The organism is Kitasatospora sp. NPDC085464, from assembly GCF_044541955.1.
In the GTDB taxonomy this organism is placed as follows: Bacteria; Actinomycetota; Actinomycetes; order Streptomycetales; family Streptomycetaceae; genus Kitasatospora.
Map to the genome: position 1 here is coordinate 102,038 of NZ_JBITTM010000012.1, position 24,028 is coordinate 126,065.

The 24,028-nt window shown below is 74.1% G+C and carries 22 protein-coding genes and 1 riboswitch; of the genes, 6 read left to right on the forward strand and 16 right to left on the reverse strand.

Going from position 1 to position 24,028, the window contains the following annotated elements:
• Positions 1-24: 24 nt before the first annotated feature.
• The 3 genes from ACIGG8_RS13010 to ACIGG8_RS13020 are packed head-to-tail and all read right to left on the reverse strand — an operon-like array spanning position 25 to position 2,797.
• Positions 25-720, reverse strand: a complete 696-nt coding sequence (locus ACIGG8_RS13010) for a response regulator (RefSeq protein ID WP_396547641.1) — start codon at positions 718-720, stop codon at positions 25-27.
• Positions 717-1,937 carry a MacS family sensor histidine kinase gene (macS, locus tag ACIGG8_RS13015; RefSeq protein ID WP_350522523.1) on the reverse strand — a complete coding sequence of 407 codons (1,221 nt, stop codon included), beginning with the start codon at positions 1,935-1,937 and terminating at the stop codon, positions 717-719. Before macS ends, ACIGG8_RS13010 begins: the two co-directional genes overlap by 4 nt.
• A 29-nt stretch (positions 1,938-1,966) precedes the next feature.
• A complete protein-coding gene (locus ACIGG8_RS13020; RefSeq protein WP_396547644.1) occupies positions 1,967-2,797 on the reverse strand; it encodes a lysophospholipid acyltransferase family protein in 831 nt (276 codons plus the stop codon).
• A 198-nt stretch (positions 2,798-2,995) separates the two neighbouring features.
• On the opposite strand from ACIGG8_RS13020, the gene ACIGG8_RS13025 reads away from it, so the two are divergent.
• Positions 2,996-3,790 carry an alpha/beta hydrolase gene (locus ACIGG8_RS13025; protein WP_396547646.1) on the forward strand — a complete coding sequence of 265 codons (795 nt, stop codon included), beginning with the start codon at positions 2,996-2,998 and terminating at the stop codon, positions 3,788-3,790.
• Positions 3,783-4,622: a hypothetical protein gene (locus ACIGG8_RS13030; protein ID WP_396547648.1), complete on the forward strand. Its 840-nt coding sequence runs from the start codon at positions 3,783-3,785 to the stop codon at positions 4,620-4,622. Before ACIGG8_RS13025 ends, ACIGG8_RS13030 begins: the two co-directional genes overlap by 8 nt.
• A gap of 78 nt (positions 4,623-4,700) precedes the next feature.
• On the opposite strand, the gene ACIGG8_RS13035 is transcribed toward ACIGG8_RS13030, so the two are convergent.
• The 5 genes from ACIGG8_RS13035 to ACIGG8_RS13055 all read right to left on the reverse strand — a co-directional run bounded on the left by ACIGG8_RS13035 (position 4,701) and on the right by ACIGG8_RS13055 (position 9,108).
• Positions 4,701-5,519 carry an endonuclease/exonuclease/phosphatase family protein gene (locus ACIGG8_RS13035; RefSeq protein ID WP_396547650.1) on the reverse strand — a complete coding sequence of 273 codons (819 nt, stop codon included), beginning with the start codon at positions 5,517-5,519 and terminating at the stop codon, positions 4,701-4,703.
• Positions 5,520-5,697: 178 nt separating this feature from the next.
• Positions 5,698-6,645 (reverse strand): ROK family glucokinase, encoded by a 948-nt coding sequence (locus ACIGG8_RS13040; RefSeq protein ID WP_350522528.1) that lies wholly within the window; start codon positions 6,643-6,645, stop codon positions 5,698-5,700.
• A 192-nt stretch (positions 6,646-6,837) separates the two neighbouring features.
• Positions 6,838-7,356 carry a DUF5304 family protein gene (locus ACIGG8_RS13045; protein ID WP_396547652.1) on the reverse strand — a complete coding sequence of 173 codons (519 nt, stop codon included), beginning with the start codon at positions 7,354-7,356 and terminating at the stop codon, positions 6,838-6,840.
• A gap of 93 nt (positions 7,357-7,449) precedes the next feature.
• On the reverse strand, positions 7,450-8,622 hold the full coding sequence (locus tag ACIGG8_RS13050) for an ArsA family ATPase (RefSeq protein ID WP_396547653.1): 1,173 nt from the start codon (positions 8,620-8,622) through the stop codon (positions 7,450-7,452).
• Between the two features lie 24 nt (positions 8,623-8,646).
• Positions 8,647-9,108: an SRPBCC family protein gene (locus tag ACIGG8_RS13055; RefSeq protein WP_396547655.1), complete on the reverse strand. Its 462-nt coding sequence runs from the start codon at positions 9,106-9,108 to the stop codon at positions 8,647-8,649.
• A gap of 314 nt (positions 9,109-9,422) precedes the next feature.
• Between ACIGG8_RS13055 and ACIGG8_RS13060 the strand changes: the two genes are divergently transcribed.
• On the forward strand, positions 9,423-11,216 hold the full coding sequence (locus ACIGG8_RS13060) for an AMP-dependent synthetase/ligase (protein WP_396547657.1): 1,794 nt from the start codon (positions 9,423-9,425) through the stop codon (positions 11,214-11,216).
• 55 nt (positions 11,217-11,271) lie between these two features.
• On the opposite strand, the gene ACIGG8_RS13065 is transcribed toward ACIGG8_RS13060, so the two are convergent.
• Complete coding sequence (locus tag ACIGG8_RS13065; protein WP_396547659.1) at positions 11,272-12,408, reverse strand: glycosyltransferase family 4 protein; 1,137 nt, start codon at positions 12,406-12,408, stop codon at positions 11,272-11,274.
• Positions 12,409-12,622: 214 nt separating this feature from the next.
• On the opposite strand from ACIGG8_RS13065, the gene ACIGG8_RS13070 reads away from it, so the two are divergent.
• Positions 12,623-13,993, forward strand: coding sequence for a glycosyltransferase 87 family protein (locus tag ACIGG8_RS13070; RefSeq protein WP_396547661.1), 1,371 nt, complete (start codon positions 12,623-12,625; stop codon positions 13,991-13,993).
• A 21-nt stretch (positions 13,994-14,014) separates the two neighbouring features.
• Here ACIGG8_RS13070 and ACIGG8_RS13075 read toward each other — a convergent pair whose 3' ends face one another.
• The 6 genes from ACIGG8_RS13075 to ACIGG8_RS13100 all read right to left on the reverse strand — a co-directional run bounded on the left by ACIGG8_RS13075 (position 14,015) and on the right by ACIGG8_RS13100 (position 21,303).
• A complete protein-coding gene (locus ACIGG8_RS13075) occupies positions 14,015-15,037 on the reverse strand; it encodes a hypothetical protein (RefSeq protein WP_396547662.1) in 1,023 nt (340 codons plus the stop codon).
• A gap of 179 nt (positions 15,038-15,216) precedes the next feature.
• Positions 15,217-16,263: an NlpC/P60 family protein gene (locus ACIGG8_RS13080; protein ID WP_396547664.1), complete on the reverse strand. Its 1,047-nt coding sequence runs from the start codon at positions 16,261-16,263 to the stop codon at positions 15,217-15,219.
• Between the two features lie 222 nt (positions 16,264-16,485).
• On the reverse strand, positions 16,486-17,607 hold the full coding sequence (locus ACIGG8_RS13085) for an NlpC/P60 family protein (protein ID WP_350522537.1): 1,122 nt from the start codon (positions 17,605-17,607) through the stop codon (positions 16,486-16,488).
• A 10-nt stretch (positions 17,608-17,617) separates the two neighbouring features.
• Positions 17,618-17,771: riboswitch (cyclic di-AMP (ydaO/yuaA leader) on the reverse strand.
• 337 nt (positions 17,772-18,108) lie between these two features.
• Positions 18,109-19,146, reverse strand: a complete 1,038-nt coding sequence (locus ACIGG8_RS13090; RefSeq protein ID WP_396547665.1) for an NlpC/P60 family protein — start codon at positions 19,144-19,146, stop codon at positions 18,109-18,111.
• A gap of 200 nt (positions 19,147-19,346) precedes the next feature.
• The gene (locus ACIGG8_RS13095; RefSeq protein ID WP_396547760.1) at positions 19,347-20,729 is read right to left on the reverse strand and encodes an NYN domain-containing protein; all 1,383 of its coding nucleotides are present in this window, start codon (positions 20,727-20,729) and stop codon (positions 19,347-19,349) included.
• 310 nt (positions 20,730-21,039) lie between these two features.
• Positions 21,040-21,303, reverse strand: coding sequence for a hypothetical protein (locus ACIGG8_RS13100; RefSeq protein WP_350522539.1), 264 nt, complete (start codon positions 21,301-21,303; stop codon positions 21,040-21,042).
• A gap of 201 nt (positions 21,304-21,504) precedes the next feature.
• Between ACIGG8_RS13100 and ACIGG8_RS13105 the strand changes: the two genes are divergently transcribed.
• Together ACIGG8_RS13105 and ACIGG8_RS13110 are read left to right on the forward strand one after the other, a co-directional pair.
• Positions 21,505-22,287: a rhomboid family intramembrane serine protease gene (locus ACIGG8_RS13105; protein WP_396547667.1), complete on the forward strand. Its 783-nt coding sequence runs from the start codon at positions 21,505-21,507 to the stop codon at positions 22,285-22,287.
• A 41-nt stretch (positions 22,288-22,328) separates the two neighbouring features.
• Entirely contained in the window at positions 22,329-22,610 is a 282-nt protein-coding gene (locus ACIGG8_RS13110; RefSeq protein WP_189915153.1) for an Lrp/AsnC family transcriptional regulator, read from the forward strand.
• 36 nt (positions 22,611-22,646) lie between these two features.
• Here the strand turns inward: ACIGG8_RS13110 and ACIGG8_RS13115 are convergent, their stop codons facing one another.
• On the reverse strand, positions 22,647-24,017 hold the full coding sequence (locus tag ACIGG8_RS13115) for an aminotransferase class V-fold PLP-dependent enzyme (protein WP_396547669.1): 1,371 nt from the start codon (positions 24,015-24,017) through the stop codon (positions 22,647-22,649).
• Positions 24,018-24,028 lie beyond the last annotated feature (11 nt).

Sequence of the window (24,028 nt, forward strand, 5' to 3'; positions counted from 1 at the left end):
GCGGGCGCACCCGCCCGGGGCCGGTCAGATCTCGTCGTCCAGTCCCTGCTCGATCGCGTACCGGACCAGCTCCACCCGGTTGTGCAACTGCAGCTTCCCCAGCGTGTTCTGCACGTGGTTCTGCACGGTGCGGTGCGACAGCACCAGCCGGTCGGCGATCTGGCGGTACGACAGGCCCTTGGCCACCAGCCGCAGCACCTCGGTCTCCCGGGTGGTCAGCCGCGGGGCGGCCGGCGACGACGCCGGGGCCGGCTCGGCCGCCAGCCGGCGGAACTCGCCGAGCACCAGGCCGGCCAGGCCCGGGGTGAACACCGCGTCGCCGACCGCCGTGCGACGCACCGCCTCCAGCAGCTCGTCACGCCCGGCGGACTTCACCAGGTACCCGGTCGCGCCGGACTTCACCGCCTCCAGCACGTCCTGGTGCTCCCCGCTGGCCGACAGCACCAGCACCCGCACCGCCGGGTCCTGCGCGACCACCTGGCGGCACACCTCGGCGCCGGGCAGCCCGGGCAGGTTGAGGTCCAGCACGACGACCTGCGGCGAGCAGGCGCGGGCGCGGCGGACGGCCTCCTCGCCGTCGCCGGCCGTGGCCACCACGTCCAGCCCGGACTCGGCGAGGTCGCGCGAGACGGCGTCCCGCCACATCGGGTGGTCGTCCACCACCATCACCCGCACCGGCCGGTCGGTGGTCGGCTGATCCGTCATCAGCTGGTCGGTCATGGAGTGGCCTTCCTCGGGACGCGCAGTTCGACCTCGACGCCCTCCCCGGGCGCCGAGTACAGCTCGGCCGAGCCGCCGAGGTCCAGCAGCCGGCCGCGGATGGACTGGGAGACCCCGAGCCGCCCGGCCCGCTCCGCCTCGCCGAGCCGGCCGGGGGCGAACCCGGGGCCGTCGTCGCGGATGCTGACCGTGACCGCCTCCGGCTCGTCCTCGACCAGGATCCAGGCCCGGGCCTCCTCGCCGGCGTGCCGGCGGACGTTGTCGACGGCCGCACCGACCGCCGCGGCGAGCTCGCCCGCCGCCGGGGCGGGCAGCAGCACCGGGGTGCCGGGGGCGGAGAGCGTGATCCGCTCGTCGGCGTACGGGCGCAGCAGCGCGGTGAGGTCGCGCGGCTCGGCGGCGTCGGGCTGCTGCGGCCCGCGCTGGGCCGGGATCGGGCCGCCGGTCATCAGCGTCCGCAGCGCGCGTTCCTGCTCGCCGGCCAGGCGGCCCAGCTCCGCGAAGTCCGCGCCGCCGCCGGTGCCGCCGTCCGTCCCCCCGCCCAGCTCGGCGCCGCGCCGCTGGACCAGCGCCAGCACCTGCAGCACGCCGTCGTGGATGTCCCGGGAGAGCCGCTCGCGCTCCCGGGTGGCCGCCTCGACCTGGAGCGCGCGGGTGAGCGTGGCCTCGCTGGCCCGGGCCAGCTCGATCACGTAGCCGATCGCGCACCCGGCGACCATCAGCAGCACGATGTTGTGGATGTTGTCGCCGGTCGGCCCGCCGTGGCCCAGGATGTTGGCGACCCCGATCACCGAGCCCGCCGCCGCGGCCGGGCGCCAGCCGCCCTTCGCGGCGCAGCCGAGCACCGTACCGGCGGCCCAGATGGTGGGCAGGGTGGGCGCGCCGTGGCTGATCCGGGCCGGGGCGTCGGTCAGGCCGCTCATCACGATGCCGGTCACGGCGAGGACGAGGTCGACGCCCAGGACGTACCAGGTGCAGCGCTGCGGGTTGGCGAAGGCCCGGGTGGTGGCGAGGGTCCAGAGGGTGAGCGCGCCGAGGAAGATCCAGCCGGCGACGGGGTGCAGGAAGTGCAGGTACGAGTTGAAGTACCGCAGCAGCGCGTAGCACAGGGCCAGCACCCGGAAGTAGGAGATGGCCCGCCACAGCGGGAGTTCGACGGACATGCCGCCGGCCGCCACCGTGCCGCCCACCTCGCCGGCTCTGCCGCCGTCCGTCATCCGCCCCTCCCCCGGGCCCGGCCGGGCCGTCAGGCCGAGCCGGTGTCCTTGTCCGCCTCGGCGGCCTTCTCGGCCTTCTCCGCCTCCGCGGCCTTCTCCGCCTTCTCGGCCTCGGCGGCCTCCGCCTTCTCCGCCTTGGCGGCGGCGCGGCGCTCGGCGTCGGCCTTCTTCTTGTCGTCGGCGATCTGCCGCTTGGCGGCGGTCGCGTAGACGTCCACGTACTCCTGGCCGGAGAGCCGCATGATCTCGTACATCACCTCGTCCGTCACCGAACGGAGGATGAAGCGGTCGTTCTCCATGCCGTGGTAGCGGGAGAAGTCCAGCGGGCGGCCGATCCGGATGCCGGGGCGGATGCCGAAGTTCGGGACCACCTGGCCGGGCGGCTGCACCTTCTCGGTGTCGATCATGGCGACCGGGATCACCGGGGCGCCGGTGGCCAGCGCAACGCGGGCCAGACCGCCGACCTTGCCGCGGTACAGCTTGCCGTCGGGCGAGCGGGTGCCCTCGGGGTAGACGCCGAACAGCTCGCCGCGGTCCAGCACCGCGATGGCGCTGCGGATAGCGGCCTCGCCGGCGCCGCGCACGCCCGAGCGGTCCACCGGCAGCTGGCCGACGCCCTTGAAGAAGGCGGCGGTCAGCCGGCCCTTGAGGCCCGGGGTGTTGAAGTACTCGGCCTTCGCGATGAAGGTGACCCGGCGCTTGATCAGCGCGGGGAAGAAGAACGAGTCCGAGAAGGACAGGTGGTTGCTCGCAATGATCGCCGCACCCTCGGTGGGGATGTTCTCCTCACCCTCGATCCACGGCCGGAAGAAGATCCGAAGCAGTGGCGCGACGATCATCTTCATCAGTCGGTAGAACAACCCGGGCCTCCTGTTATGCGGACCGGTCGATCCTAATGCCCCGCGACCCCCCGCTGTGCCCGGCCCCGCCGAAGTGGCCGGCGCCCGGCCTCCGGCGGGGGTGTACGACCCGGCGCGGGGCGTGGGACGATGCGGATTCCAGCAGCTTCCCGTCCAGCGTCCCTCCCCCAGCGCCACCCGCCCGCGAAGGAGTCCGCCATGTCGTTGCTGCCCGGTGCCGAACCGTACCGCCACCACGGCGGACCGGTGGGGGTCCTGCTCTGTCACGGCTTCACCGGGTCGCCGCAGTCGCTGCGACCGTGGGCCGAGGAGCTGGCCGCGGCCGGGTTCACCGTCTCGCTGCCGCTGCTGCCCGGCCACGGCACCCGCTGGCAGGACATGCAGCTCACCCGCTGGGAGGACTGGTACGCCGGGGTCGAGCGCGAGCTGCTGACGCTGGCCGACGAGTGCGAGCGGGTCTTCGTCTTCGGGCTGTCGATGGGCGGGGCGCTGTCGCTGCGGCTCGCCGCGCTGCACGGTCCGACGGTGTCCGGCCTGGTGCTGGTCAACCCGTCGGTGCGCTCGGACACCCCCGCCAGTGTGCTGCTTCCGGTGCTGCGCCACCTGGTGCCGAGCCTGCCCGGGATCGCCGACGACATCGCCAAGGACGGCGTGACCGAGTTCGGCTACGACCGGACCCCGCTGCACGCCGCCTGGTCGCTGAGCCGGCTGTGGCAGGAGGTCCAGCGCCGGCTGCCTGAGGTGACCCAGCCGGTGCTGCTCTTCCACAGCCCGCAGGACCACGTGGTCTCTCCGGCCAACTCGGAACTGGTGCTGGCCCGGATATCCTCGACCGACGTGACGGAGCGGCTGTGCGAGCGCAGCTTCCACGTCGCGACGCTGGACCACGACGCGGCGGAAATATTCGCGGCCAGCCAGGACTTCATCCGACGGCTGGCCCCCGCGCACGCGGCGGGCGCAACCCGGGTCGAATCGGATGATCACCATGGCTGAAGGGCCGGAAGTGCACGAGAGCAGCACGGCGGGCGGCGGGGACGAGGCTCCCCGCGAGGACGGCGCGACGAAGGACGGCGGCACGAGGGACAGCGGCACGAGGGACGGCGCCACCGGCGACGGCGGCACCGACGACGGCGCCCTGGGCAGTGCGCCGGCGGAGCGCACCGGCGCGGACGGGGCCGTGACGCCCGCTTCCACGTCCGCGGCCGCTTCCGCGTCGGCGTCCGCGTCCGCGTCCGCAGCCGGGAAGGACGCCGACGCGGACGCCGCGGGGGCGGAGGCCCCCGCCGAGCCCCGGCCGCGCCGTGCGCCCGAGCGCAGCCAGGCCGAGCAGGACGAGATCTTCGCCGCCCTGATCGCCCAGTTCGACGACCCGGTCGACCTCAACAACCCCAACTGGCCCGAGGTCGAGAACCTCCGCGCGCAGAACGAGCTCAAGGGCGGCTACAAGGACGGCAGCGCCGGCCGGGAGGACCTGTCCGACCTCGCCCCGCAGCCCCGCCCCCGCTCCGGCCGACCGGTGATGCCGGCCTCCGGCGCCGGCCCGCGCGACTTCGAGCTGGACGAGGAGACCGACGAGGACCACTACGTCCCGCCGGAGCCCCCGCCGCTGCCCGCCGCCGACGTGACCGCCAAGTTCGCCTGGCTCGCCGTGCTCGGCGGCCCCGCCCTGCTGCTGGTCGACGCGGTGGTCTGGCGCGAGATCTCCGGCTGGCCCGCCTGGGTCGGGATCACCTCCTTCCTCGGCGGCTTCGTCACCCTGGTGGCCCGGATGCGGGACCGCGACGAGGACGAGCCGGAGGATCCGGACCACGGCGCGGTCGTCTAGCGTCCGTCGTCCGCCACCTCCCGGCCGGAGGATCAAGGGCGGGTTCGGCCCGCAGGCCGAGGGGCCGACGACGGACCCTCAGCCCTCGGGGAGTTCGAGCACCGCGAGCACCGGCAGGTGGTCGGTCGCGGCCCGCAGGTCGGCCTCGGTGACACCGGGCAGTCCGTGCGGCACCCCGCAGCCCAGAACGGTGATCCCCGGCGTGGCGAAGACGCCGTCGATCCGCTGGTAGGGGCGCTCGGGCACCGAGGTGTACTCCCCGCCCCAGGGCGCGGTCGGGTACCCGTCCTGCAGCCGGGAGGCCAGCAGCTGCCAGCCCGGCCCGTCCGGGTGCTCGTTGAAGTCCCCTGCCACGACGCCGTGTTCGGTGATACCGAGCTGGTCGAGCAGCAGCTCGAACTGCCCGTACCGCTCCTCGGCGTCGAGGCTCAGGTGGCAGCTGGTCAGGGTGAACGGCGCCGCGCCGGGCAGCCGCAGCAGCGCGGTGGCGAAGCCCCGGGCGTGCAGGCCGCGGGTCTTGGGCAGCAGCCGGTCGTGCACGCCCAGCACCTCCGCCGCACCGGGTCGGCCGAGCAGCAGCGGCCCGGCGGCGGTGCGGCCGCCGCCGGCCAGGACGACCGTCCCGGTGCTGCGGGCCAGCCCGGCCGCCTGGCCCTCGGGGCGCCAGTAGCGCGGTGACTCCTGGATGCAGACCAGGTCCGGCGCGCAGGCCCGGATCACCCGGGCCAGCGCCCGCCGGTCGTCCCGCAGCGAGCGGACGTTGTAGCTGAGCAGGCGCAGCCGCCGCGGGCCGCCCGGCGGCAACGGTTCGGCCGTCGCGGCGCTCGCCTCGGTCGTGGTCGCGGCGGTCGCGGTCGCGGCGGTCGTCGTCGCCTCGGTCGTGGTCGCGGCGGTCATGGCCCTCCCTGTACGTCGTCACCGGGTGCGTCGTCACCGGCTCCGACCGTACGCGGCGGGGGCCGGACGTGCGACGGCGGCGGCGCGTCCGGGATCGGTCGGGGCCCGGTCGCACCGCCGCCGGCGGGCTGGGAGGGGGCGGGGTGCGCCCCGGGGAGGGTGAAAAGGGAGGAAGCGGCTACGCGGGAATGCGGGCGAGGTCCGCCGCGCCGACGATGCCGGCGGCGGAACCCATCGAGGCCAGCACGACCTCGGCACGCGGGCGGTGCACGCCGCCGGTCAGGTAGTGCTCGAAGGCCTTGGCGACCGGGTCGAGCAGCAGGCGGCCGGAGTCGGAGACGCCACCGCCGAGCACGAAGACGCCCGGGTCGAACAGCGCGGCGAGGTCGGCCATGCCGCGGCCCAGCCAGTCGGCCAGCTCGGCGTAGCACTCCAGGGCGAGCGGGTCGCCGTCCTCGGCGGCCTCGGTGATGTGGATGCCGCGGATGGTCTCGGCGACGCCGTCGTTGAGCTCCAGCATCCGTCGGCCGCGCACCGGGTCGGCCGCCGCCTTCTCCCGGCCGTAGCGGCGCAGCGCCCGGCCGGAACCGTACTGCTCCCAGCAGCCCTTGCCGCCGCAGCCGCACTGCAGGCCGTCCGGGACCATGTTGAGGTGGCCGATCTCGCCGGCCACGCCGAAGCGGCCGCGGTGCAGCCGGCCGTCCAGGACGATGCCACCGCCGATGCCGGTGCCGACGGTGATCAGCACCATGTCCTGGTGGTCGACGGCCGCACCGAAGCGGAACTCGGCCCAGGCGGCGCAGTTGGCGTCGTTCTCGACCACCGTGTCGAGACCGGTGAGCTCCTCGACGCGGCCGCGCAGCGGCTCGTTCTCCCAGTCGATGTTGGGCGCGAAGATCACCGTGGAGCGGTTGCTGTCGACGAAGCCGGGGGCGCCGACGCCGACCGCGGCGACGCCGGGGTGCTGCTCCTTGAGCTCGCGCACGGCCTGCGCGATGGCATCGACCGCCCACTGCGGGTCGGCCGGGGTGGGCACCCTGGTCCGGGCCAGGATCGCGCCCGCCTCGTCGACCACGCCTGCCGCGATCTTGGTCCCGCCGACATCGACGCCGATGGTCAGAGCCATGTGTCCCTCAGCTATTCACTCGTTCCCGCTGGACGGAACGGTACCGCCCAAGTCTGCTCCCGTACACAGCCTCGCATACATTATTCGAAGACAATTCTGGGGCAACCGGGCCGCGATGCTTCAAAAGTCGTACCTAGGCTCCGTCCTCGTGACGTACGAGAGCAACGCGATCACCCTCCGGAAGTTACGGTTTCACTGCTTGGCGGACGGCGCGTCAGTCCCGTCGGACCCGTCCGGCCCGCCGGGCCCGTCGAGGTCGATCTTCTCGGCGGCCGCGCCACGGCCGGCGGTCCAGCGGTTCTCGTGCCCGACCACGGCCGCACGGTAGGCGGCCAGCAGCTCGGCGCCCGCGGCGGCGATCCCGGAGCCGGCGGCGGCGAGGTGGCCGTAGACCTCCGGCTGCTGGGTGCGCAGGCGGTCGGCGAGGCCGGAGAGGGTGATCAGGGTGGTGGCGCTGGTCTCCTGGGCCTTCTCCCCGAGCGCGGTGGCGAACCTGCGCACCTCGTCCACCAACGGGCCGAGCTCCGGCCCGAACGGGTGAGCCTGACCGTCGGCCTGCGGCCCGGACCGCCCTTCGCCCGCCCCCGCGCCTCCGCCCGCGTGCTCGGCGTGCTCGGCGCCTCCGCCCGCGTGCTCGGCGTGCTCGGCGTGCTCACGGGCCGACCCGGCGCGGTCGCCGACGGGCTCGGTGCGGTCGTCGGTGCTGGTCATCGCGGGCGCCTCCTCAGCCGTGGCCGCACCCCGCGGCCCTCCGGCCCGACGCTACCCGACCGGCCGTACGCCCCGGAAAGGCCGCACGGCCCGTCAGCCCTGCGGCCAGAGCGCGGGGTCGGGCGCGAACCGCACCGAGAGCACGCCGTCCAGCAGCCCGGCCCCGGCCACCGTGCAGCGGCGCAGCGCGGAGGGCAGGGCGAGCACCCGGCGGTGCGCGCCGAGGCCGACCACCAGGTCGTCGCCCCGGCGGACCAGGTCCAGCTCGGCCCGGTCGGCGCCGGGCAGGTCGAGGTGCCAGACCAGCAGGCCGTCCGCGGCGAGCCGGTCCTCGACGGTCCAGGGCCCCGGGTCGAGCCGCTCGGGCCCGGGACCGTCCCCGTACAGGCGGTCGGCGACGCCCTCCAGGGTCGCGTCGGCCAGGTCGGTGACCAGGACGGGGGCGTCGGTCCCGCCGGCGAGCCCGGCCAGCTCCTCCTGCCGGCGGCGGGCCAGCGCGGCGAGCCAGGGGTCGGGTGAGGAGACGGCGGCCTCGGGCAGGGCGCCGTGCACGACCACGGCGTCCGGCCGGTGCCCGTGCAGCGCGAGCCCGGCCCGGATCCGGCGCAGTTCCTCGTACGGGTGGCCGTCGGCCGGGACGACCAGGCGGACGCTGGTACCGGGGTCGGTGATCGCGGCGCGGGACTCGGCGAGCGCCGCGGCAGCCTTGCCGCGCCCCTCGTACAGCCACTCGGCCGGCATCGGGACCCCGGCCAGTCCGGCCAGCAGCGGTCGCAGCGCCCGGGCGGCCTGCCGCTGCTCGGGGACGAGCCGGTCCAGGTAGCGCGCCAGCTGCTCGGGCAGGGCGAGGGTGGCGATCAGCTCGGCGGGCGGCGGGGCGAGCACCACCAGGACGTCCTGGTCGGCGGCAGGCAGGGCGCGCAGCAGGGCGAGCCGGGCGATGCCGGGGAGGGCGGTGAGTTCCTCGGGGTCGAGCTGTTCGGCGCCGAGCAGGTCGAGGGCGGGCTTGAGCCGGCCGGTGAGCTCGCCGACCGCGTAGCGGAAGGCGGCCTGCTCGTCGATCCGGGAGACGGCCAGGCCCGGCGCGTATTCGAGCGGTTCGGGCTCCAGTCGGGTGCCGAGGACGGAGTCCAGCGTGCGGTGCGGGTCGTCGGCCGCCAGCAGCCAGGTGCGGTGGCCGCGCCGGGCGGCGTGCAGGGCGGTGGCGGCGGCCACCGCGGGCGCGCCCGCGTCGCCGCTGACCAGGATGGTGCGTGTCGCCGTCATGCCGTCGGCCCCCGTTCCGCGGTGTCAGCCCTCGGAGCGCGTCGTGCCGGAGGTGTCCCCGACGCGCTTCTTCAGTCCGGCCAGGGCACGGTCGATGATGACCTTCTCGGCCTTGCGCTTGATCATGCCCAGCATCGGGATCTTGACGTCCACGGCGAGCTGGTAGGTCACCTCGGTGCGGTTCCCGGCCAGCGGGGCGAGGGTGTAGGAGCCGTCCAGCGAGCGGAGCATCTGGCTGCGGACGAGGGTCCAGCTGACCTCGCGGTCGCCCTCCCAGGTGTAGGCGAGGACGTGCTCGTCGCGGATCGCGCCGGCGTCGAGCAGCAGCCGGACCTGGCTGGCGCGGCCGCCCTCGCCGGTCTCCAGGACCTCGATCTCCTTGACCTCGCCGGTCCAGGCCGGGTAGGCGGCGAAGTCGGCGATCACGGCCATGACCGTGGCCGGGGTCGCGTCGATGGTGATGCTCGACCTGGTGTGCTCCGCCATGGAATGGCCCTCCGCGTCGTCCCTCTGCCTGCCGGTCCGTCCGGGACGCGCTCGGCCCGGTCCGCCCGGAGCAGGCTATCGCGACCGGGGATCCCCTCGGCCGCGCGGGCGGTGCCCTGCGGGCGGCGGCGGGGCATGCTACCGGCCGGTCACCGCAGGGCTACCGTAGGGTGCCATTCGAACGACCCGGTCACGGCCTGGTCGGACCCGGCCGGGTGTGACACTTCGAACACCGGGCCCGACCCCCCTGGTCGAAGCTGCCTACCGGGCAGTAACGTCCTGCCGTCCCGCAGCGTCGCGAACGAGGAGCAGTCTTGCTCGACTTCAGCCTTCCGGCCCTCTACCAGGTACCGAGCGGCGGTAACCTCTCCGACCTCGTGCACCAGAACGCCGAGCGGCACCCGGACGTCGCGGTCCTCAGCCGCAAGGTGGACGGCCAGTGGCAGGAGTTGACCGCCGCGCAGTTCCTGGTCGAGGTGCACGCCGCCGCGAAGGGCCTGATCGTCGCCGGCATCCGCCCGGGCGACCGCGTGGGCATCATGTCCCGGACCCGGTACGAGTGGACGCTGCTGGACTTCGCGATCTGGTCGGCCGGTGCCATCACCGTGCCGGTGTACGAGACCTCCTCCGCCGAGCAGGTGGAGTGGATCCTCGGCGACTCCGGCGCGGTCGCCGTGCTCACCGAGACCGACCATCACCACGCGGTGGTCGAAGAGGTCCGCGACCGCCTCCCGGAGCTGAAGCACACCTGGCAGATCGAGCGGGGCGCGATCGCCGCGCTGGCCGAGGCCGGTCGCGAGGTCTCCGACGGGACCGTCGCCGAGTACCGCTCGACCGCCACCTCCGACTCGATCGCGACCATCGTCTACACCTCGGGCACCACCGGCCGCCCGAAGGGCTGTCAGCTGACGCACGGCAACTTCATGGCCGAGTGCGGCAACGTCGTCGAGCGCCTGGCCCCGCTGTTCACCACCGGCGAGAGCTCCGTCCTGCTCTTCCTGCCGCTGGCCCACGTGCTCGGCCGGATCGCCGAGATCTGCCCGGCGATGGCCCCGATGAAGCTCGGACACGTCTCCGACATCAAGGACGTCACCGCCGAGCTGGCCGCCTTCAAGCCGACCCTGATCCTGGGCGTGCCCAGAGTCTTCGAGAAGGTCTACAACACCGCCCGCGCCAAGGCCCAGGCCGACGGCAAGGGCAAGATCTTCGACAAGGCCGCCGAGACCGCGATCGCCTACAGCCGGGCGCTGGACGCCGGCGGCGCGGGCCTGGTCCTGCGGCTCAAGCACGCGGTCTTCGACAAGCTGGTCTACAGCAAGCTGCGCGCCGCCCTCGGCGGCCGGGCCACCCACGCCATCTCCGGCGGCGCCCCGCTCGGCGAGCGCCTGGGCCACTTCTACCGGGGCATCGGCTTCACCGTCCTGGAGGGCTACGGCCTGACGGAGACCTGCGCGGCCACCACCTTCAACCCGTGGGACAAGCCGAAGATCGGTACGGTCGGCCAGCCGGTGCCCGGCGCCTCGGTCAGGATCGCCGAGGACGGCGAGGTGTTCTTCAAGGGCCCGCACGTCTTCACCGGCTACTGGAACAACCCGCAGGCCACCGCCGACACCCTCAAGGACGGCTGGATCGCCACCGGCGACATCGGCTCGCTGGACTCCGAGGGCTACCTGACCATCACCGGCCGCAAGAAGGAGATCATCGTCACGGCCGGCGGCAAGAACGTCGCCCCCGCCGTGATCGAGGACCGGATCCGGGCCCACGCCCTGGTCGGCGAGGTCATGGTGGTCGGCGACCGGAAGCCCTTCATCGCCTGCCTGATCACCATCGACCAGGACTTCTTCCCGAAGTGGAAGGAGCTCAACGGCAAGCCCGCCGACGCCACCGCCGCCGATCTCGCCCAGGACCCCGAGCTGCTGGCCGCCCTGCAGGCCGCGGTGGACGACGGCAACGCGGCGGTCTCGCACGCCGAGGCGGTCAAGAAGTTCCGCGTGCTGGACACCGAGTTCTCCGAGGAGAGCGGCTACCTGACGCCCTCGCTGAAGCTCAAGCGCAACGTCGTCCTCAAGGACTTCGCGGCCGACATCGAGGCCATCTACCGGAAGTGACCGGGTACCACGACGGGCCCCGCCTCCCGGGAAGGAGGCGGGGCCCGTCGTCGTGTCAGGCCGCCAGCAGCGAGGTCAGCCGCCCGGCCAGCAGGTCCCAGCGCCAGGAGCGCTCGACCCATCGCCGCCCGGCCTCGCCCATCCGCCGGCGCAGCTCCTCGTCACGCAGCAGCCGCACGATCCGCTCGGCCGACGCCGAGGCCGAGCCGCCCGGGACGACGTACCCGGTCTCGCCCTCCAGCACCGCGTCCGGGGCGCCCCCGGAGTCCCCCGCGACCACCGGCAGGCCGGTCGCCGAGGCCTCCAGGTAGACGATGCCCAGACCCTCGACGTCCAGCCCCCCGCGCCTGGTCCGGCAGGGCATCGCGAAGACGTCCCCGGCCCCGTAGTGGGCGGGCAGCTCCTCCCACGGCACCGAGCCGGTGAAGCGCACCGAGTCACGGACGCCCGTGGCGTCGGCCAGCTTCTCCAGGTCCGCCCGGTACGGGCCGCCGCCGACGATCAGCAGCACCGCGTCCGGCACGTCGGCCAGGATCTGCGGCATCGCCTCGATCAGGGTGTCCTGGCCCTTGCGCGGCACCAGCCGGGAGACGCAGACCACGACCGGCCGGTCCGCCAGCCCGAGCCGGCGGCGGACCTCGGCGCCCCCGGAGCCCGGGTGGAAGGTGGACTCGTCCACGCCCGGCGGCAACTGCACCATCCGGGCCGCGGCCTGCGGTCCGACCGCGGCGGCGATCCGGGCGCGGGTGTACTCGCCCAGGTAGGTCAGCACGTCGGTGCCCGCGCCGATCCGGCGCAGCAACTGCCGGGAGACCGGCAGCTGGGCCCAGGCCGCCTCGTGCCCGTGCGTCATGCCGAGCAGCCGTCCGGCCCCGGCCCGGCGCAGCGTGGGCGCCATCAGGCCGAGCGGGGCGGCGGCGCCGAACCAGACCGAGTCGCACCGCTCGGCGCGCAGGATCTCGGCGGCCCGCCGGGTGACCCGGGGTGTGGGAACCATCACCTTCGTCCGGTCCCGGATCACCGGGAACGGCTGCTCGGCGTCGAAGCGCCGCACCTCGCTGCCGTCGCGCCAGGTCGAGGCGTAGACCACGATGCTTCCTGCGGGCTGACGGACGGCCATGTTGTGCACGAAGGCCTGGATGCCCCCCGGTCGGGGCGGGAAGTCATTGGTGACGATCAAGGTTCTGTGCATCAGGCCACGGCTCGCTCGGTCGGGGGGTGCTCGGTGTACCGCTGGGTGATCCGTACGATAGGTCAACACCATGACCCGCCGGGAACGGAACCGCGCACGGCAACCGTTTGACCCCCGGGTCAGTCCTAGTACCTAGGCCGTTGTGCGACGCGGCCCGGGCGTCCGTCAGTACGACGCCTCCGGTGAGGACGTCCGAGACGAACGAGGGAGCGCAGTGGAATTGGCCCCGGCCACCGAGCCCGGTTCTTCGCGCGGCCGCCTCGGCCGCCCGCTCGGGGCGCCGGCCGCGCTCTGCGCGACCTGGGTGGCCACCCGCACCCTTCTGGTGCTGCTGATCACTGGCGTGCTGAAGTCGCCGGGCGGCGACGTCACCGCCGACGTGTGGATGATCTACCACGCCTGGTACGGCGTGCTGCAGACCGGCACCTTCCCGTTCGACGACGTGACCTGGCAGTACCCGCCGGGCGCCGCCCTGGTGATCCTGCTGCCGGGTCTGCTGCCCTGGTCGTACCTGGTCTCGTTCTGGGTGATCTGCGGGATCGCCGACGCCGCCGCGGCCGCGCTGCTGATCCGCACCGGCCTGCGCCGCGGCCGGGCGCTGACCGGCGCCTGGATGTGGGTGGTGGGCGTCCCGCTGCTCGGCCCGATGATCTACAACCGCTTCGACATGATCGTCACCGCGGTCGCCCTGGCCGGCCTGCTGGCGCTGATCCGTCGCCCGGCGGTCGGCGGGCTGCTGCTGGGCCTGGGCGGCATCGTGAAGGTCTGGCCGCTGCTCGGCCTGATCGGCACCCCCTCCGGCCGCCGGACCCGCCGGTCCTGGACGCTGGCGGGGGCCACCGCCGTCTCCATCGGCTTCCTGCTCGCGGCCGGCATGAACGGCGCCTTCGACTTCCTGGCCTTCCAGAAGGACCGCGGCATCGAGGTCGAGTCGGTCGGCGCGCTGCCGCTGCACTTCGCCCGGATCGCCGGGGGCTGGGACGGCCGGGTCACCATGAACTACGGCTCCCCCGAGATGCTCGGGCCGTGGGTCGGCGTCATCAGCAAGGTCATGATGGCCGGCACCGTGCTGGGCTTCCTCTGGCTGCTGCTGTGGCGCTTCACCTCCAAGCGCCGCAACGCGGCCACCATGTACGACGCGGCGCTGTGCGCGCTGCTGGTCTTCGTGGTGACCAGCCGGGTGATCAGCCCGCAGTACCTGGTCTGGCTGGTCGGCGTCGCGGCGGTCTGCCTGACGGTGCGCGGCACCAGCCAGCGGCCGGTGGCGCTGCTGATCCTGCTCGCCTGCCCGCTCACGCTGGTCGAGTTCCCGACGATGTTCACCCAGATCCTGGCCAGCGACCCGGGCGCCATCACGGTGCTGGCGCTGCGCAACCTGCTGCTGCTGGCCGCCACCGTGCTCTCCTGCGTCCGGCTCTGGCGCTCCACCCGGGGCGAGGCGCCGCTGCCCGCGACCGTGGTGCTGGACCGCGAGCCGGCCGCGCTGTCGGCCGCCGGGTACCCGGTGCGCCCGGGCATCGCGTACGAGCAGGACCTGCTGGACGGCATCGACCACCTGGGCACGCCGGCCGAGCCGCGGCGCTGACGCTGCTGCGGCCCGCCGGCCTCAGTCCTTCAGCGCCGCCACCTCGTCCAGCCAGAGCCGGGTGAAGTCGGCCAGGCCGACGCCCAGTTCGGCGCGCATCAGCCGGTCCGTACGGCGCTCGCGGTCCTCGCCCTGCCCGTCGTCCGCGCCGACCGCCCGGTAGAAGGCGACCAGCCCCTGCGGCCCGTTGCGGCGGGCGATCAGCTCGCAGGCGAGCCAGGACTGCTCGTAGGCCTGGGCGATGCCGGTGGCGCCGGCGGCGAAGTCCCGGTCGGCGGGCAGTTCGGCGGGCAGCCTCCCGGCGGCGACGTCCCGGGCCAGTTCGGGGGCGATCTGCTGCGGGCTGCGGCCGCTGTCGCGGTAGGCGGTCCAGTCGGCGACGCCCTCGGAGAGCCACATCGGGGTCCAGGCGCGGGTGTCGGCCCTGGTCGCGACATGGGTGGCCTCGTGCGTGACGACCACCTGGCGGCCGAAGCCGCTGAGCCGGCCGTACGCCTCCGGGTTGACCAGCACCCGGTCCGCCGGGGTGTTCCGGGGTGCGCCGGGGGCGGCCACGGTGACCGCCGCCATGTCCGCCCAGCCCGCCGGGTCGCCCTCCAGCAGCCGGGCGAACTGCTCCTCGGTGGCGGGCAGTTCGAGCAGCAGCCGGCCGGGCCAGGCGTCGCCCCAGACCTCCTCGACGGCGGGCACCGCGCGGTCGCCCACCACGACCAGCCCGGCCGGGTCGGGGCCGTCGGCCGAAGCGAGCACCAGGCTGTGCGTGCCCGGCGCCGGCCGGACGGCGCCGAAGTCCCAGAGCGCCGGCGGCCCGTCGGCGCTCTCCTCGCGCTCGACCCGCCAGCCGTCCGCGGCCGCGGCCAGTTCGATCCGGCGCGGGTACACCACGGGGTGGTCGTCGTACCCGGCGATCCGCACCGCCAGGTCGGCCACGGCGGTCAGCCGGTCGGGCCCGCCGCCCGCGGCGAGCACCAGGTTGCGGTACGCCGCCTCGGCCACCGGCAGCCCCGACCGGGCCTCCAGCGTGCGCGCCCGCTCCGCCAGCACCGCCGCCACCGCGGCGCGCCGGTCGGCGACCGCCCCGACCGGTGCCGCCGCCGGGGCGAGCGGCGGCAGCGACAGCTGGGCCAGCCCGCCGACCGCGAGCAGCAGCGCACCCCGCCGGGACAGCGCGCGGCGGGGTACGTGCGCCGGATCGGGTCCGGCGGGGTGGGAAGGGGACGCGCTCAGAGCCGGACCACCCCCGAGACCGGCATGGCGTTGACGCTCTCGTAGCGGACCTTGGCGCCCGGGTAGGGGGCGTGCACGATCACGCCGCCGCCGGCGTACATGCCGACGTGGTGCATGTCCCGGTAGAAGATCACCAGGTCTCCCGGTCGCGCCTCGGAAAGGTCGATCCGCCGGCCGGCGTACGCCTGGGCCTGCGAGGTTCGCGGCAGGGTCACTCCGGCCTGCCGCCAGCTGTAGTACATCAGACCGGAGCAGTCGAACGCGCGGGGCCCGGTGGCTCCGTAGACGTACGGCGAGCCGATCATGCGCACCGCGGCGGCCAGCGCGGCCGCCCCGCGCTCGGAGGCGGGCGGGGCGGTGCCGAGGTCCAGCCGGTCGGTGCCGCGGGTGGCGCGCTGCTCGGCGTCCCGGGCGTCCTGGGCGGTCATCCTGGCCCGTTCGGCGGCGTCGAGGCCGTTGAGCAGCTTCTGCGCCCTGGCCAGCCGCTGCTGGATCTGCTGCTTGCCGTCGGCGAGCGAGCGGCGGGCCTGGTCGAGCTCGGCGAGCTTTCCGGTGGCCTCCGTCCGCCGCTGGTCGAGCCACCGCTGGCGGGTGACCAGCTCGTGCAGCGTCTCCTGCTGCCGCTGCGACGCCTGGCCCATGGTGCGGGCGCGGGCGAGGTAGCCCTCCGGGTCGGGGGACAGCATCAGCTGGGCGGTCTGGGTCATCCCGCCGCCGCGGTACTCGGCCCCGGCGACGGTCGCCAGGTCGCCGCGCAGCTCGTTGAGCTGGTCCTGGGCGACGGCGATCTCGCCCTGCAGGATCGTGGTCTCCCCCTGGAGCCGGCGCTGGGCCTCCTGCGCGGCGTTGTACTGCTCGGACGCCTGCTCGGCCTCGTCGTAGAGCTGCTCGACCTGCGCCTGGACGTCCTTGCGGTCGGCCGGGTCCGGGCTGCCGGGGGCGGCGTGGGCGCCGCCGCCGGTCGCCACGCCCAGCGCGGTGGTGGCGGCCGCCGTCAGCACCAGTGCACGGGCGAGCAGTTGGGAACGGCGGTGCACAAGCACGGCAGCGGCTCCAATCCTGCGGCGCGGCCCCGCGGCCGCCCGTGGCGGGCGGCCGTCGAGCGGGAGTCCGGTGGCAGACGTTAGCGAGTCCGGGCAAGCGAGTCCAAACCCCTACGGACCCGAATATTTGACCCCCAATCGGACATCAGCCCGAGCAGCCGCCAACGCCGCAGGCCCGGCCTTCCGCGGTGGAAGACCGGGCCTGCGAGGAGCCGAACGGGGTCAGACCCGCACGATGCCGCTCAGCGGCATGTTGGTGACGGCCTCGTAGCGGACCGACGCACCCGGCTTGGGGGCGTGCAGCACCTGGCCGTTGCCGGCGTAGATGCCGACGTGGTGGGCGTCCCCGTAGAAGATCAGCAGGTCGCCGGGCTGGGCCTGGGACAGGTCGGTGCCGATCCGGGTGCCGGCGTGGGCCTGCTCCTGCGAGGTGCGCGGCAGCGACACGCCGACCTGGTTGAACGCCCAGACCATCAGGCCGGAGCAGTCGAAGGAGCTCGGGCCGGTGGCGCCCCACACGTACGGGCTGCCGACCTTGGAGGCGGCGGCGGAGAGCGCGGCGGCACCGCGCGAGCTGCCCGGGGCCGGGAGCTTGCCGGCCGGCGTGGACGACGGCGTGGAGAGGTCGGTGCGGCTGTTGTCGCGCGAGGCGCGGTCGGCGTTCTGCTGCGCCTTCGCGGCGGCGTCGGCCTGGGCCTTGGCGTCGGCGGCGGCCTTCTCCTCGGCCGCGCGCAGCGCCTGGCGCTCCTGCTCGGTCAGGGTGTTGAGCAGGTCCTGGGCGGCCTTCAGCTTGGCCTGGACCTCGTCCTTGGAGGCCTTCAGCTGCTGGGTGGTCGACTCCAGCTCGGCGAGCTTGCCCTGGGCCTCGGTGCGGTCCTGGTCGAGCTTGCGCTGCTGCTCCTGGAGCTGCTTCAGCTGGTTCTTCTGGGTGTCACCGGCCTGGTTCAGCGCACCGGCCTGGTTGAGGAAGTTGTCCGGGCTGGACGAGAACATCAGCTGGACGGTCGGGGATATGCCGCCGTTGCGGTACTGCTCCCCGGCGATCTCGGCGAGTCCGCCCTGCAGCTCGGTCACCTGGGCCTGCTGACGGGCCACCTGGTCCTGCAGGCCGGAGACCTGCTTCTCCAGGGTCTGCTGCTTCTCCTGGGCGGCGTTGTACTGCTCGGTCGCCACCTCGGCCTGCTCGTTGAGCTGGTCGACCTGCTCCTTGACCTGGTCCTTGGTCGGCTGCGGGTCGGCGTGGGCGCCGGACTGCGCGGAGAGGGCGACGGCAGCGGCGGCGACACCGGTCAGGATCGAGACCCGGGCGCGACTTGCTGGCTTGGGACGACGATGGGACGCCACGAAGGCGGGCTCCTTCTTCCTACGTCCGCCTACCGGGTGAGCTGACGGGTTCGGGCCGGAAGCATGCCCTACGACGCCTCACGGCCGTTCCAGCGGCCGACCTGGCGCCGATTCACCCCGGAGGAACGTGGTTCCCCGGCTCCGCTCCGCAGCGCCCCCGACCACTGGGCTCCCCTGTCGGGCAGTCGCTTCGACCTGCCCCGCTGCCTCGCGAACTCGGCGGTAACCACCGCCGCCACCCTGGCTGGGTGATCGACAGTGCGGTGGTTCGAAGCACGACCCTAGTAACTGAACCGTGATCGGTTCAAATCCTTGTCAGAAAAAAGACGGAAGATTGCCCAAGTTCTTTTGTGAAAATGACCGATGGTGATCACGACCGTACGCAAGGCTGATCAGGCCTCACCCGCCGCTCGCGAAACGGTCGAAAACCCGAACGCCACCCCGTCGGAGGTGGCGCGGATCACAGGGGCCCGCACGGGGCCCCCGGAGGGTGTCGGGCCGTCAGACCCGGCGGATGGTGTTGATCGGCATCGCGTCGGCCTTCATCACCTTCACCACGTCACCGGTGTGCGGCGCGTGGACCACCATGCCGTTGCCGATGTACATCCCGACGTGGTGCATGTCACCGCCGTAGATGACCAGGTCGCCGGGCTGGGCCGCGGCCAGTCCGGGCACCGCGGTGCCGTAGTGGCCCTGCTCCTGCGAGGTGCGCGGCAGCGAGACGCCGGCCTGGCCGTACGCCCAGAGCATCAGGCCGGAGCAGTCGAAGGTGCTCGGACCGGTGGCGCCCCACACGTACGGCGAGCCCTGCTTGCTCATCGCCTTGGCGACGGCCACCGCGGCGTACCCGCTGGCCGGCGGCAGGTTGCTCAGGTCGACCCGGTCGCTGCCGCGCGAGGCCCGGTCGTCCTGCGCCTGCTGGGCCTTCAGCGCGGTGCGCTCGGCGGCGCTGAGCGAGTTCAGCAGGTCCTGGGCGGCCTGCAGCTTGGTGTTGACGTCCGCCTTGGCCTGGTTCAGGTCCTTGGTGGTGCTGTCCAGCGAGGCCAGCACGGCGGCCGCCTCGGCCTTCTCCTGGTCCAGCCGGCGCTGCTCGTCCAGCAGCGACTTGAGCGCCTCGGCCTGGGTGGTGCTGGCCTGCTGGACCGTCGAGGCCTTCTCCAGGTAGCCCGACGGGTCGGAGGAGAGCATCAGCTGGACGGACGGGTCGATGCCGCCGCTGCGGTACTGGTCGCCGGCCACCTCGGCCAGGCCGCCCTGCAGCTGGGTCATCTGCTCCTGGCCGCGGGCCACCTGGTCCTGCAGCTGGTCGGCCTGCTTGCGCAGCTGGTCGGCCCGCTCCTTGGCGCCGTTGTACTTCTCGGCCGCCTGCTCCTGCTCCTCCTGGAGCTGGTCGATCTGCGCCTTGACGTCCGTTTTGTTCGGCTGCGGCGCGGCGTGCGCGGCCACCTGGGCGGAGAGGGCGACCGCGGTCGCAGCGGCAGCGGTGAGCACGGAGATCCGCGCGCGGCTCGGCTGCTTGGGACGGCGGTGGGAGGCCAAGGGACCGGCTCCTTCTTCCAACGGACTCACCCGATCGGATGAGGAACCGGAAAATAGGTTTGACGCCAGACCCTAGTGCGGATCTATCCGCTTTGCCACTCCCCCGAAGGCGTGAACCCCGTTCACCACACCGGCTTCACCGCACCCGCACACGGTCGTGGACGCGGCGCTGACCAGGTGTCATCCTAGCGGGCCGACGCTCAGGGCCGCGCCAGCCGGTTCAGCAGCAGCACCGACGCCACCGGGCGCGCGCCCGCCTTCCGCACGCCCTCCGCGACCTCCCGGTCGGCGGAGACCACCACCACCGGACGGCCCTGCGGCTCGGCCCGCACCAGACGGCGGATCAGCTCGTCCGCGGTCTCCCCGGTCCGGCTGAACCGCACCCGGACCCCGCGCGGCGGCGCCATGATCACCGGAACGTCCAGGTCCTGGCCGTCGAACACACAGGTGACCTCCGCCTGGGTGCGCTGGGCCAGCATCGCCAGCCCGCCCAGCAGCCGGATCCGCTGCTGCTCCAGCGGCAGCGTCGGATAGCCGGTCTTGGTCACGTTGTAGCCGTCCACCACCAGGTGCACCTGCGGGATCGCCAGCAGCTGGTCCAGCAGCGCCGGGTCGTCCTCGGCCAGCCCGCGCCGCGCCACGTCGTGCGGCGAGGCCGCGCCCGGCACCACCGCCTCCACCAGGTCCGCCGGGCGGATCTGGGCGACCGGCAGCGCCAGCTCCCGCTGCAGGCCCTGGGCCGACTGCAGCACGGTGTCCAGCAGCAGCCGCAGCCGCATGTCCTCGACGCTGCGCCCCTCGCGGGCCGACCGGCGGCCCTGCTCGGCGGCGTTCTCCAGCTCCGAGAGCCGGTGCTTGAGCCGCCGCGCCTCGGTCTCGGCCGCACTGCGCTCGGCGGCGCCCTGGGCCCTCACCGCCTCCAGCTCCCCGGCCACCCGACGCGTCTCGGCCTGCGCCCGGCGGGTGTCGCTCTCCAGCGACCGCACCTTCTTGCGCAGCGACTCGGCCTCCCGCCGGACGCCCTCGAACTCCACGCGCTGCCGGTCCAGGTCCGCCCGCGCGGTGGCCCGCACCTCGGCCAGCTCGGCCTGCAGCTTCTCCACCAGCCGGGTCGCCTCCGCGGCCGCGTCCTCGGCGCCGGCCCGCTCGGCCTCCTCGCCGGCCTCGGCGACCAGTCGGCTCCAGCCCGCCGAGCGCACCAGGTAGGCGGCGGCCGCGACGTCCATCGGATCGGCGGCGCCGGGGACGCTGCCCGACTCCAGCGCCCTCACCAGGTCCGGCTGTCCCAGCCGCAGCCGCTCCGCTATCCGCACCCGGAAGGCCGGCTCCGCCTCCAGCGCGGCCGCCAGCGCGGTGGCCGCGTACTTGGCGCGCCGCGCGGGGGTGAACTTCACGTACTGACGCAGGCTCTGCGGGAGCTCGCCCGGCGGCAGTCCGCCCAGCGCGTCCGAGGCCAGCCCGACCACCCGTCGGCGCACTCCCTCGGGCAGCGGCCGGTCCAGCTTCTCGGCGCCGCGCTCCGACGCTGCCCCGGAGGCGTCGGAGGACTCGGCCGGGTCTGCCGGGTCTGCCGGGTCTGCCAGGTCTGCCGGGTCGGACGAAGCGGTCTGCGCCCCGACGGCATCGGGTCCGACGGCCGCCGCGTCGACGGCTCCGGACGCAGCGCCCTCCGCCGGTCCCGTCCCGGCGTCCGGCACCTGCGCCTGCGCAGCGGGCCGAAGCCCCTGCGCTTCGCCGGGCTCCTTCGCTGCGTCCACCACGTCCTCGGCTCCGATCCTGTTCTCCGGCGGGGTACGGCCGCGACCCCCCGTCGTCACGCCCCGTGCGTCTTGTTCCGTATTGTCCGGTGTGGCGGACGGGCGCGCCGCGCGCCGCCCGCCGCACCCGCGGGCGTCAGCCCTGCTCGGCCGGGGCCTCCGCGCCCTCGGCACCCGGACGGGCCACCAGCTCGACCTGGTCGACGGCGTTGCACCAGCGGCAGCGCACCGACTCGACGGTCTCGCTCAGCACCTCGGTCTCCTCGACCTTGGAGTCGCCGGCCAGGTCGAAGTGCAGGAACTCGGTCACCCGCGCGGTGCGGGTCACGTCGAACCGGGTGAGGTTGCCGCACAGGGTGCAGCGCCAGCGCGTCTCGGCAGTCAGGGCGGGGACGGTCATCGGGGGTCCTCTCGGGTGGTCCCTGCGTGGGCTAGGCGCTCCCCCCGGAGCCCCGGCGTCGGCGGCGGGAGGCGGGAATGCCCGCCCCAAGCCTATTGCCTGGGGCAACCATCGCGACCACCGGTCAGCGGAATAGCGGGGCTGGTCCACCTGCCGTAAACCGCCGTGTCACCTGCGGCGCCCGGAGGGATGCTTGGCCGCATGGCGCTCGCGGCCCCCGACCACACCGCCGCGCGGGGCGGCCGGCCGGAGGTGGCCGCCCCGGCGGTCACCTACGCGCTGATCGCGGTCAACACCCTGGTCTTCCTCCTCGGCCCGGCCGCCGGGCTCAATCCGCTGTACGGCACCGGCCCGGCCCGGGTCTGCGCGGAGCAACGGTACGAGCAGCGCTGGGGCGCCGTTCCGGCCGAACTGCTGACCGGGCGGCCGCTCACCGCCGAACAGCTGACCGAGGCCCCCGACCCGGTCCCCGGCTGCCCGGCCGCCCCGACCCCGGGCAAGCACCCGGCCCTGTCCGCCCTCACCGGCCTCTTCCTGCACGCCGGCTGGCTGCACCTGCTGGGCAACCTGCTCTTCCTGCACGTCTTCGGCCCCACCGTCGAGCGGCGGCTGGGCCGGGCCCGGTACGCCGTCTTCTACCTGGCCGCCGGCAGCCTGGCCACGTACGGCTTCGCGCTCGCGGAGGCGCACTCGCCGGACTGCACGCGGGTGCTCATCGGAGCCTCCGGCGCGATCTCCGCCGTCCTGGGCGCCTACCTGCGCTTCCACCCGCGCGCCCGGGTGACCACCCTCGTCCCGCTGCTGTTCTTCCTGCCGCTGCGCTTCCCGGCCTGGCTGGTGCTCGGCCTCTGGTTCGCGCTGCAGTGGTGGTCGGTGCACTCGGCGGGCCCGGGGGTGGCCTACCTGGTCCACGTGATCGGTTTCTCGGCCGGCTTCCTCTACACCTGCACGGTGGTCCGCCACCCCCCGAGACGGCCCGGCTGACGCCCGATACGCTGGCGGCACCCCACAAAGGAGCGCGAACAGTGATCACCGCCATCGTCCTGATCAAGACCAGTGTCGACCGCATCCCGGAGATCGCCGAGGCCATCGCTTCCATCGAGGGCGTCAGCGAGGTGTACTCGGTGACCGGTGGATACGACCTGGTGGCGATGGTCCGGGTGCGCCGCCACGACGACCTGGCCGAGGTCATCCCGGGCCGGCTCAACAAGGTCCCCGGCGTGGCCCACACCGAGACCCAGATCGCCTTCCGCACCTACTCCCAGCACGACCTGGAGGCGGCCTTCGCCCTCGGCCTGGACGAGTAGCGGCGCCCGGACTCAGCCCTCCCGACGCGCCCGGGCTCAGCCCTTCCGGCGGGTGTCCGCGACGCAACGCCCGCCCTCGTTGCGGTAGTTCCACGCCGCGCCGTCCGTGACCAGCTCGCGGACGGCGGTGAGGAAGCGGTCGATGTGCTCGTCCGGGGTCCCGGCGCCGAAGCTGACCCGGATGGCGTTCAGGCTGCGCTCGCCCGGCAGCGAGGGGTCCGGAGCGCCGCAGCTGGACTCCACGGCGGTGGCCTCGTCGTCCAACAGGGTGCGCACCAGCGGGTGGGCGCAGAAGAGGCCGTCGCGTACCCCGATGCCGTACTCGGCGGACAGTGCGGCCGAGAAGTGCGAGCTGTTCCAGCCCCGGACGACGAAGGACAGCACGCCCACCCGGGCCGAGCCGGCGCCGAACAGGTTCAGCACCTTGACCTGCGGGACCTCCGCCAGCCCGGCGGTCAGCCGGTCGACCAGCTGCCGCTCACGGGCCTCCAGGGCGTCGAAGCCGGCCTCGCCCAGGGCGCGGCAGGCCGAGGCGATCGCGTAGGCGCCGATGACGTTCGGCGAGCCGGCCTCGTGCCGGGCCGGGCCGGTCTGCCACTGCACGGCCACCGAGCCGTCCGTCTCCCGGGCCACCGTGCGGGTCGCCCCGCCGCCGGCCAGGTACGGCTCGGCCGCGTCCAGCCAGTCCGCCCGGCCGGCCAGCACCCCGGCGCCGAACGGCGCGTAGATCTTGTGGCCGGAGAAGGCGATCCAGTCGACGTCCAGCTCGCGCACCGAGACCCGGTGGTGCGGGGCCAGCTGGGCGGCGTCCAGCACCACCCGGGCGCCGTGCCGGTGCGCCGTCCCGGTCAGCTCGGCGACCGGCCACAGCTCGCCGGTCACGTTGGAGGCGCCGGTGACGCAGAGCAGCTTGGGGCCCTCGGGCGCCTCGGCGAGCGCGGCGTCCAGGGCGGCCACCGCCTCGGCCCGGGAGCGCGGCGCGCGCAGGTAGGTCACGTCCAGTCCGGCGTGCGCCCAGGGCAGCAGCGAGGCGTGGTGCTCGGTCTCGAAGGCGAACACCCGGGTGCCGGCCGGCACGGCGGCGGCCAGCAGGTTGAGCGAGTCGGTGGTGGCCCGGGTGAAGACGACCTGGTCGCCCTCGCGCAGGTCGAGGAACTCGGCGACGGTGCGTCGGCTCTGCTCGAAGAGGTCGGTGGACAGCTGCGAGAGGTACCCGGCGCCGCGGTGCACGCTGCCGTAGTACGGCGCGTAGGCGGCGACGTCGTCCCAGACCCGCTGCAGTGCCGGCGCGCTGGCCGCGTAGTCGAGCGCCGCGTAGCCGACCTTCTCACCGCTGGCGAGCGGGACCTGGACGTCGGAGCCGAGCACGGCGAGCGGGGCGGTGGTCTCGGTGGCGAGAGAGGACATGAGGATGCACT

Coding starts and splice junctions, on each gene's coding strand:
- ACIGG8_RS13010 (WP_396547641.1), bottom strand. CDS start 720: ATGACCGACCAGCTGATGACGGATCAGCCGACCACCGACCGGCCGGTG.
- macS (WP_350522523.1), bottom strand. CDS start 1,937: ATGACGGACGGCGGCAGAGCCGGCGAGGTGGGCGGCACGGTGGCGGCC.
- ACIGG8_RS13025 (WP_396547646.1), top strand. CDS start 2,996: ATGTCGTTGCTGCCCGGTGCCGAACCGTACCGCCACCACGGCGGACCG.
- ACIGG8_RS13030 (WP_396547648.1), top strand. CDS start 3,783: ATGGCTGAAGGGCCGGAAGTGCACGAGAGCAGCACGGCGGGCGGCGGG.
- ACIGG8_RS13035 (WP_396547650.1), bottom strand. CDS start 5,519: ATGACCGCCGCGACCACGACCGAGGCGACGACGACCGCCGCGACCGCG.
- ACIGG8_RS13040 (WP_350522528.1), bottom strand. CDS start 6,645: ATGGCTCTGACCATCGGCGTCGATGTCGGCGGGACCAAGATCGCGGCA.
- ACIGG8_RS13045 (WP_396547652.1), bottom strand. CDS start 7,356: ATGACCAGCACCGACGACCGCACCGAGCCCGTCGGCGACCGCGCCGGG.
- ACIGG8_RS13050 (WP_396547653.1), bottom strand. CDS start 8,622: ATGACGGCGACACGCACCATCCTGGTCAGCGGCGACGCGGGCGCGCCC.
- ACIGG8_RS13055 (WP_396547655.1), bottom strand. CDS start 9,108: ATGGCGGAGCACACCAGGTCGAGCATCACCATCGACGCGACCCCGGCC.
- ACIGG8_RS13065 (WP_396547659.1), bottom strand. CDS start 12,408: ATGCACAGAACCTTGATCGTCACCAATGACTTCCCGCCCCGACCGGGG.
- ACIGG8_RS13100 (WP_350522539.1), bottom strand. CDS start 21,303: ATGACCGTCCCCGCCCTGACTGCCGAGACGCGCTGGCGCTGCACCCTG.
- ACIGG8_RS13105 (WP_396547667.1), top strand. CDS start 21,505: ATGGCGCTCGCGGCCCCCGACCACACCGCCGCGCGGGGCGGCCGGCCG.
- ACIGG8_RS13115 (WP_396547669.1), bottom strand. CDS start 24,017: ATGTCCTCTCTCGCCACCGAGACCACCGCCCCGCTCGCCGTGCTCGGC.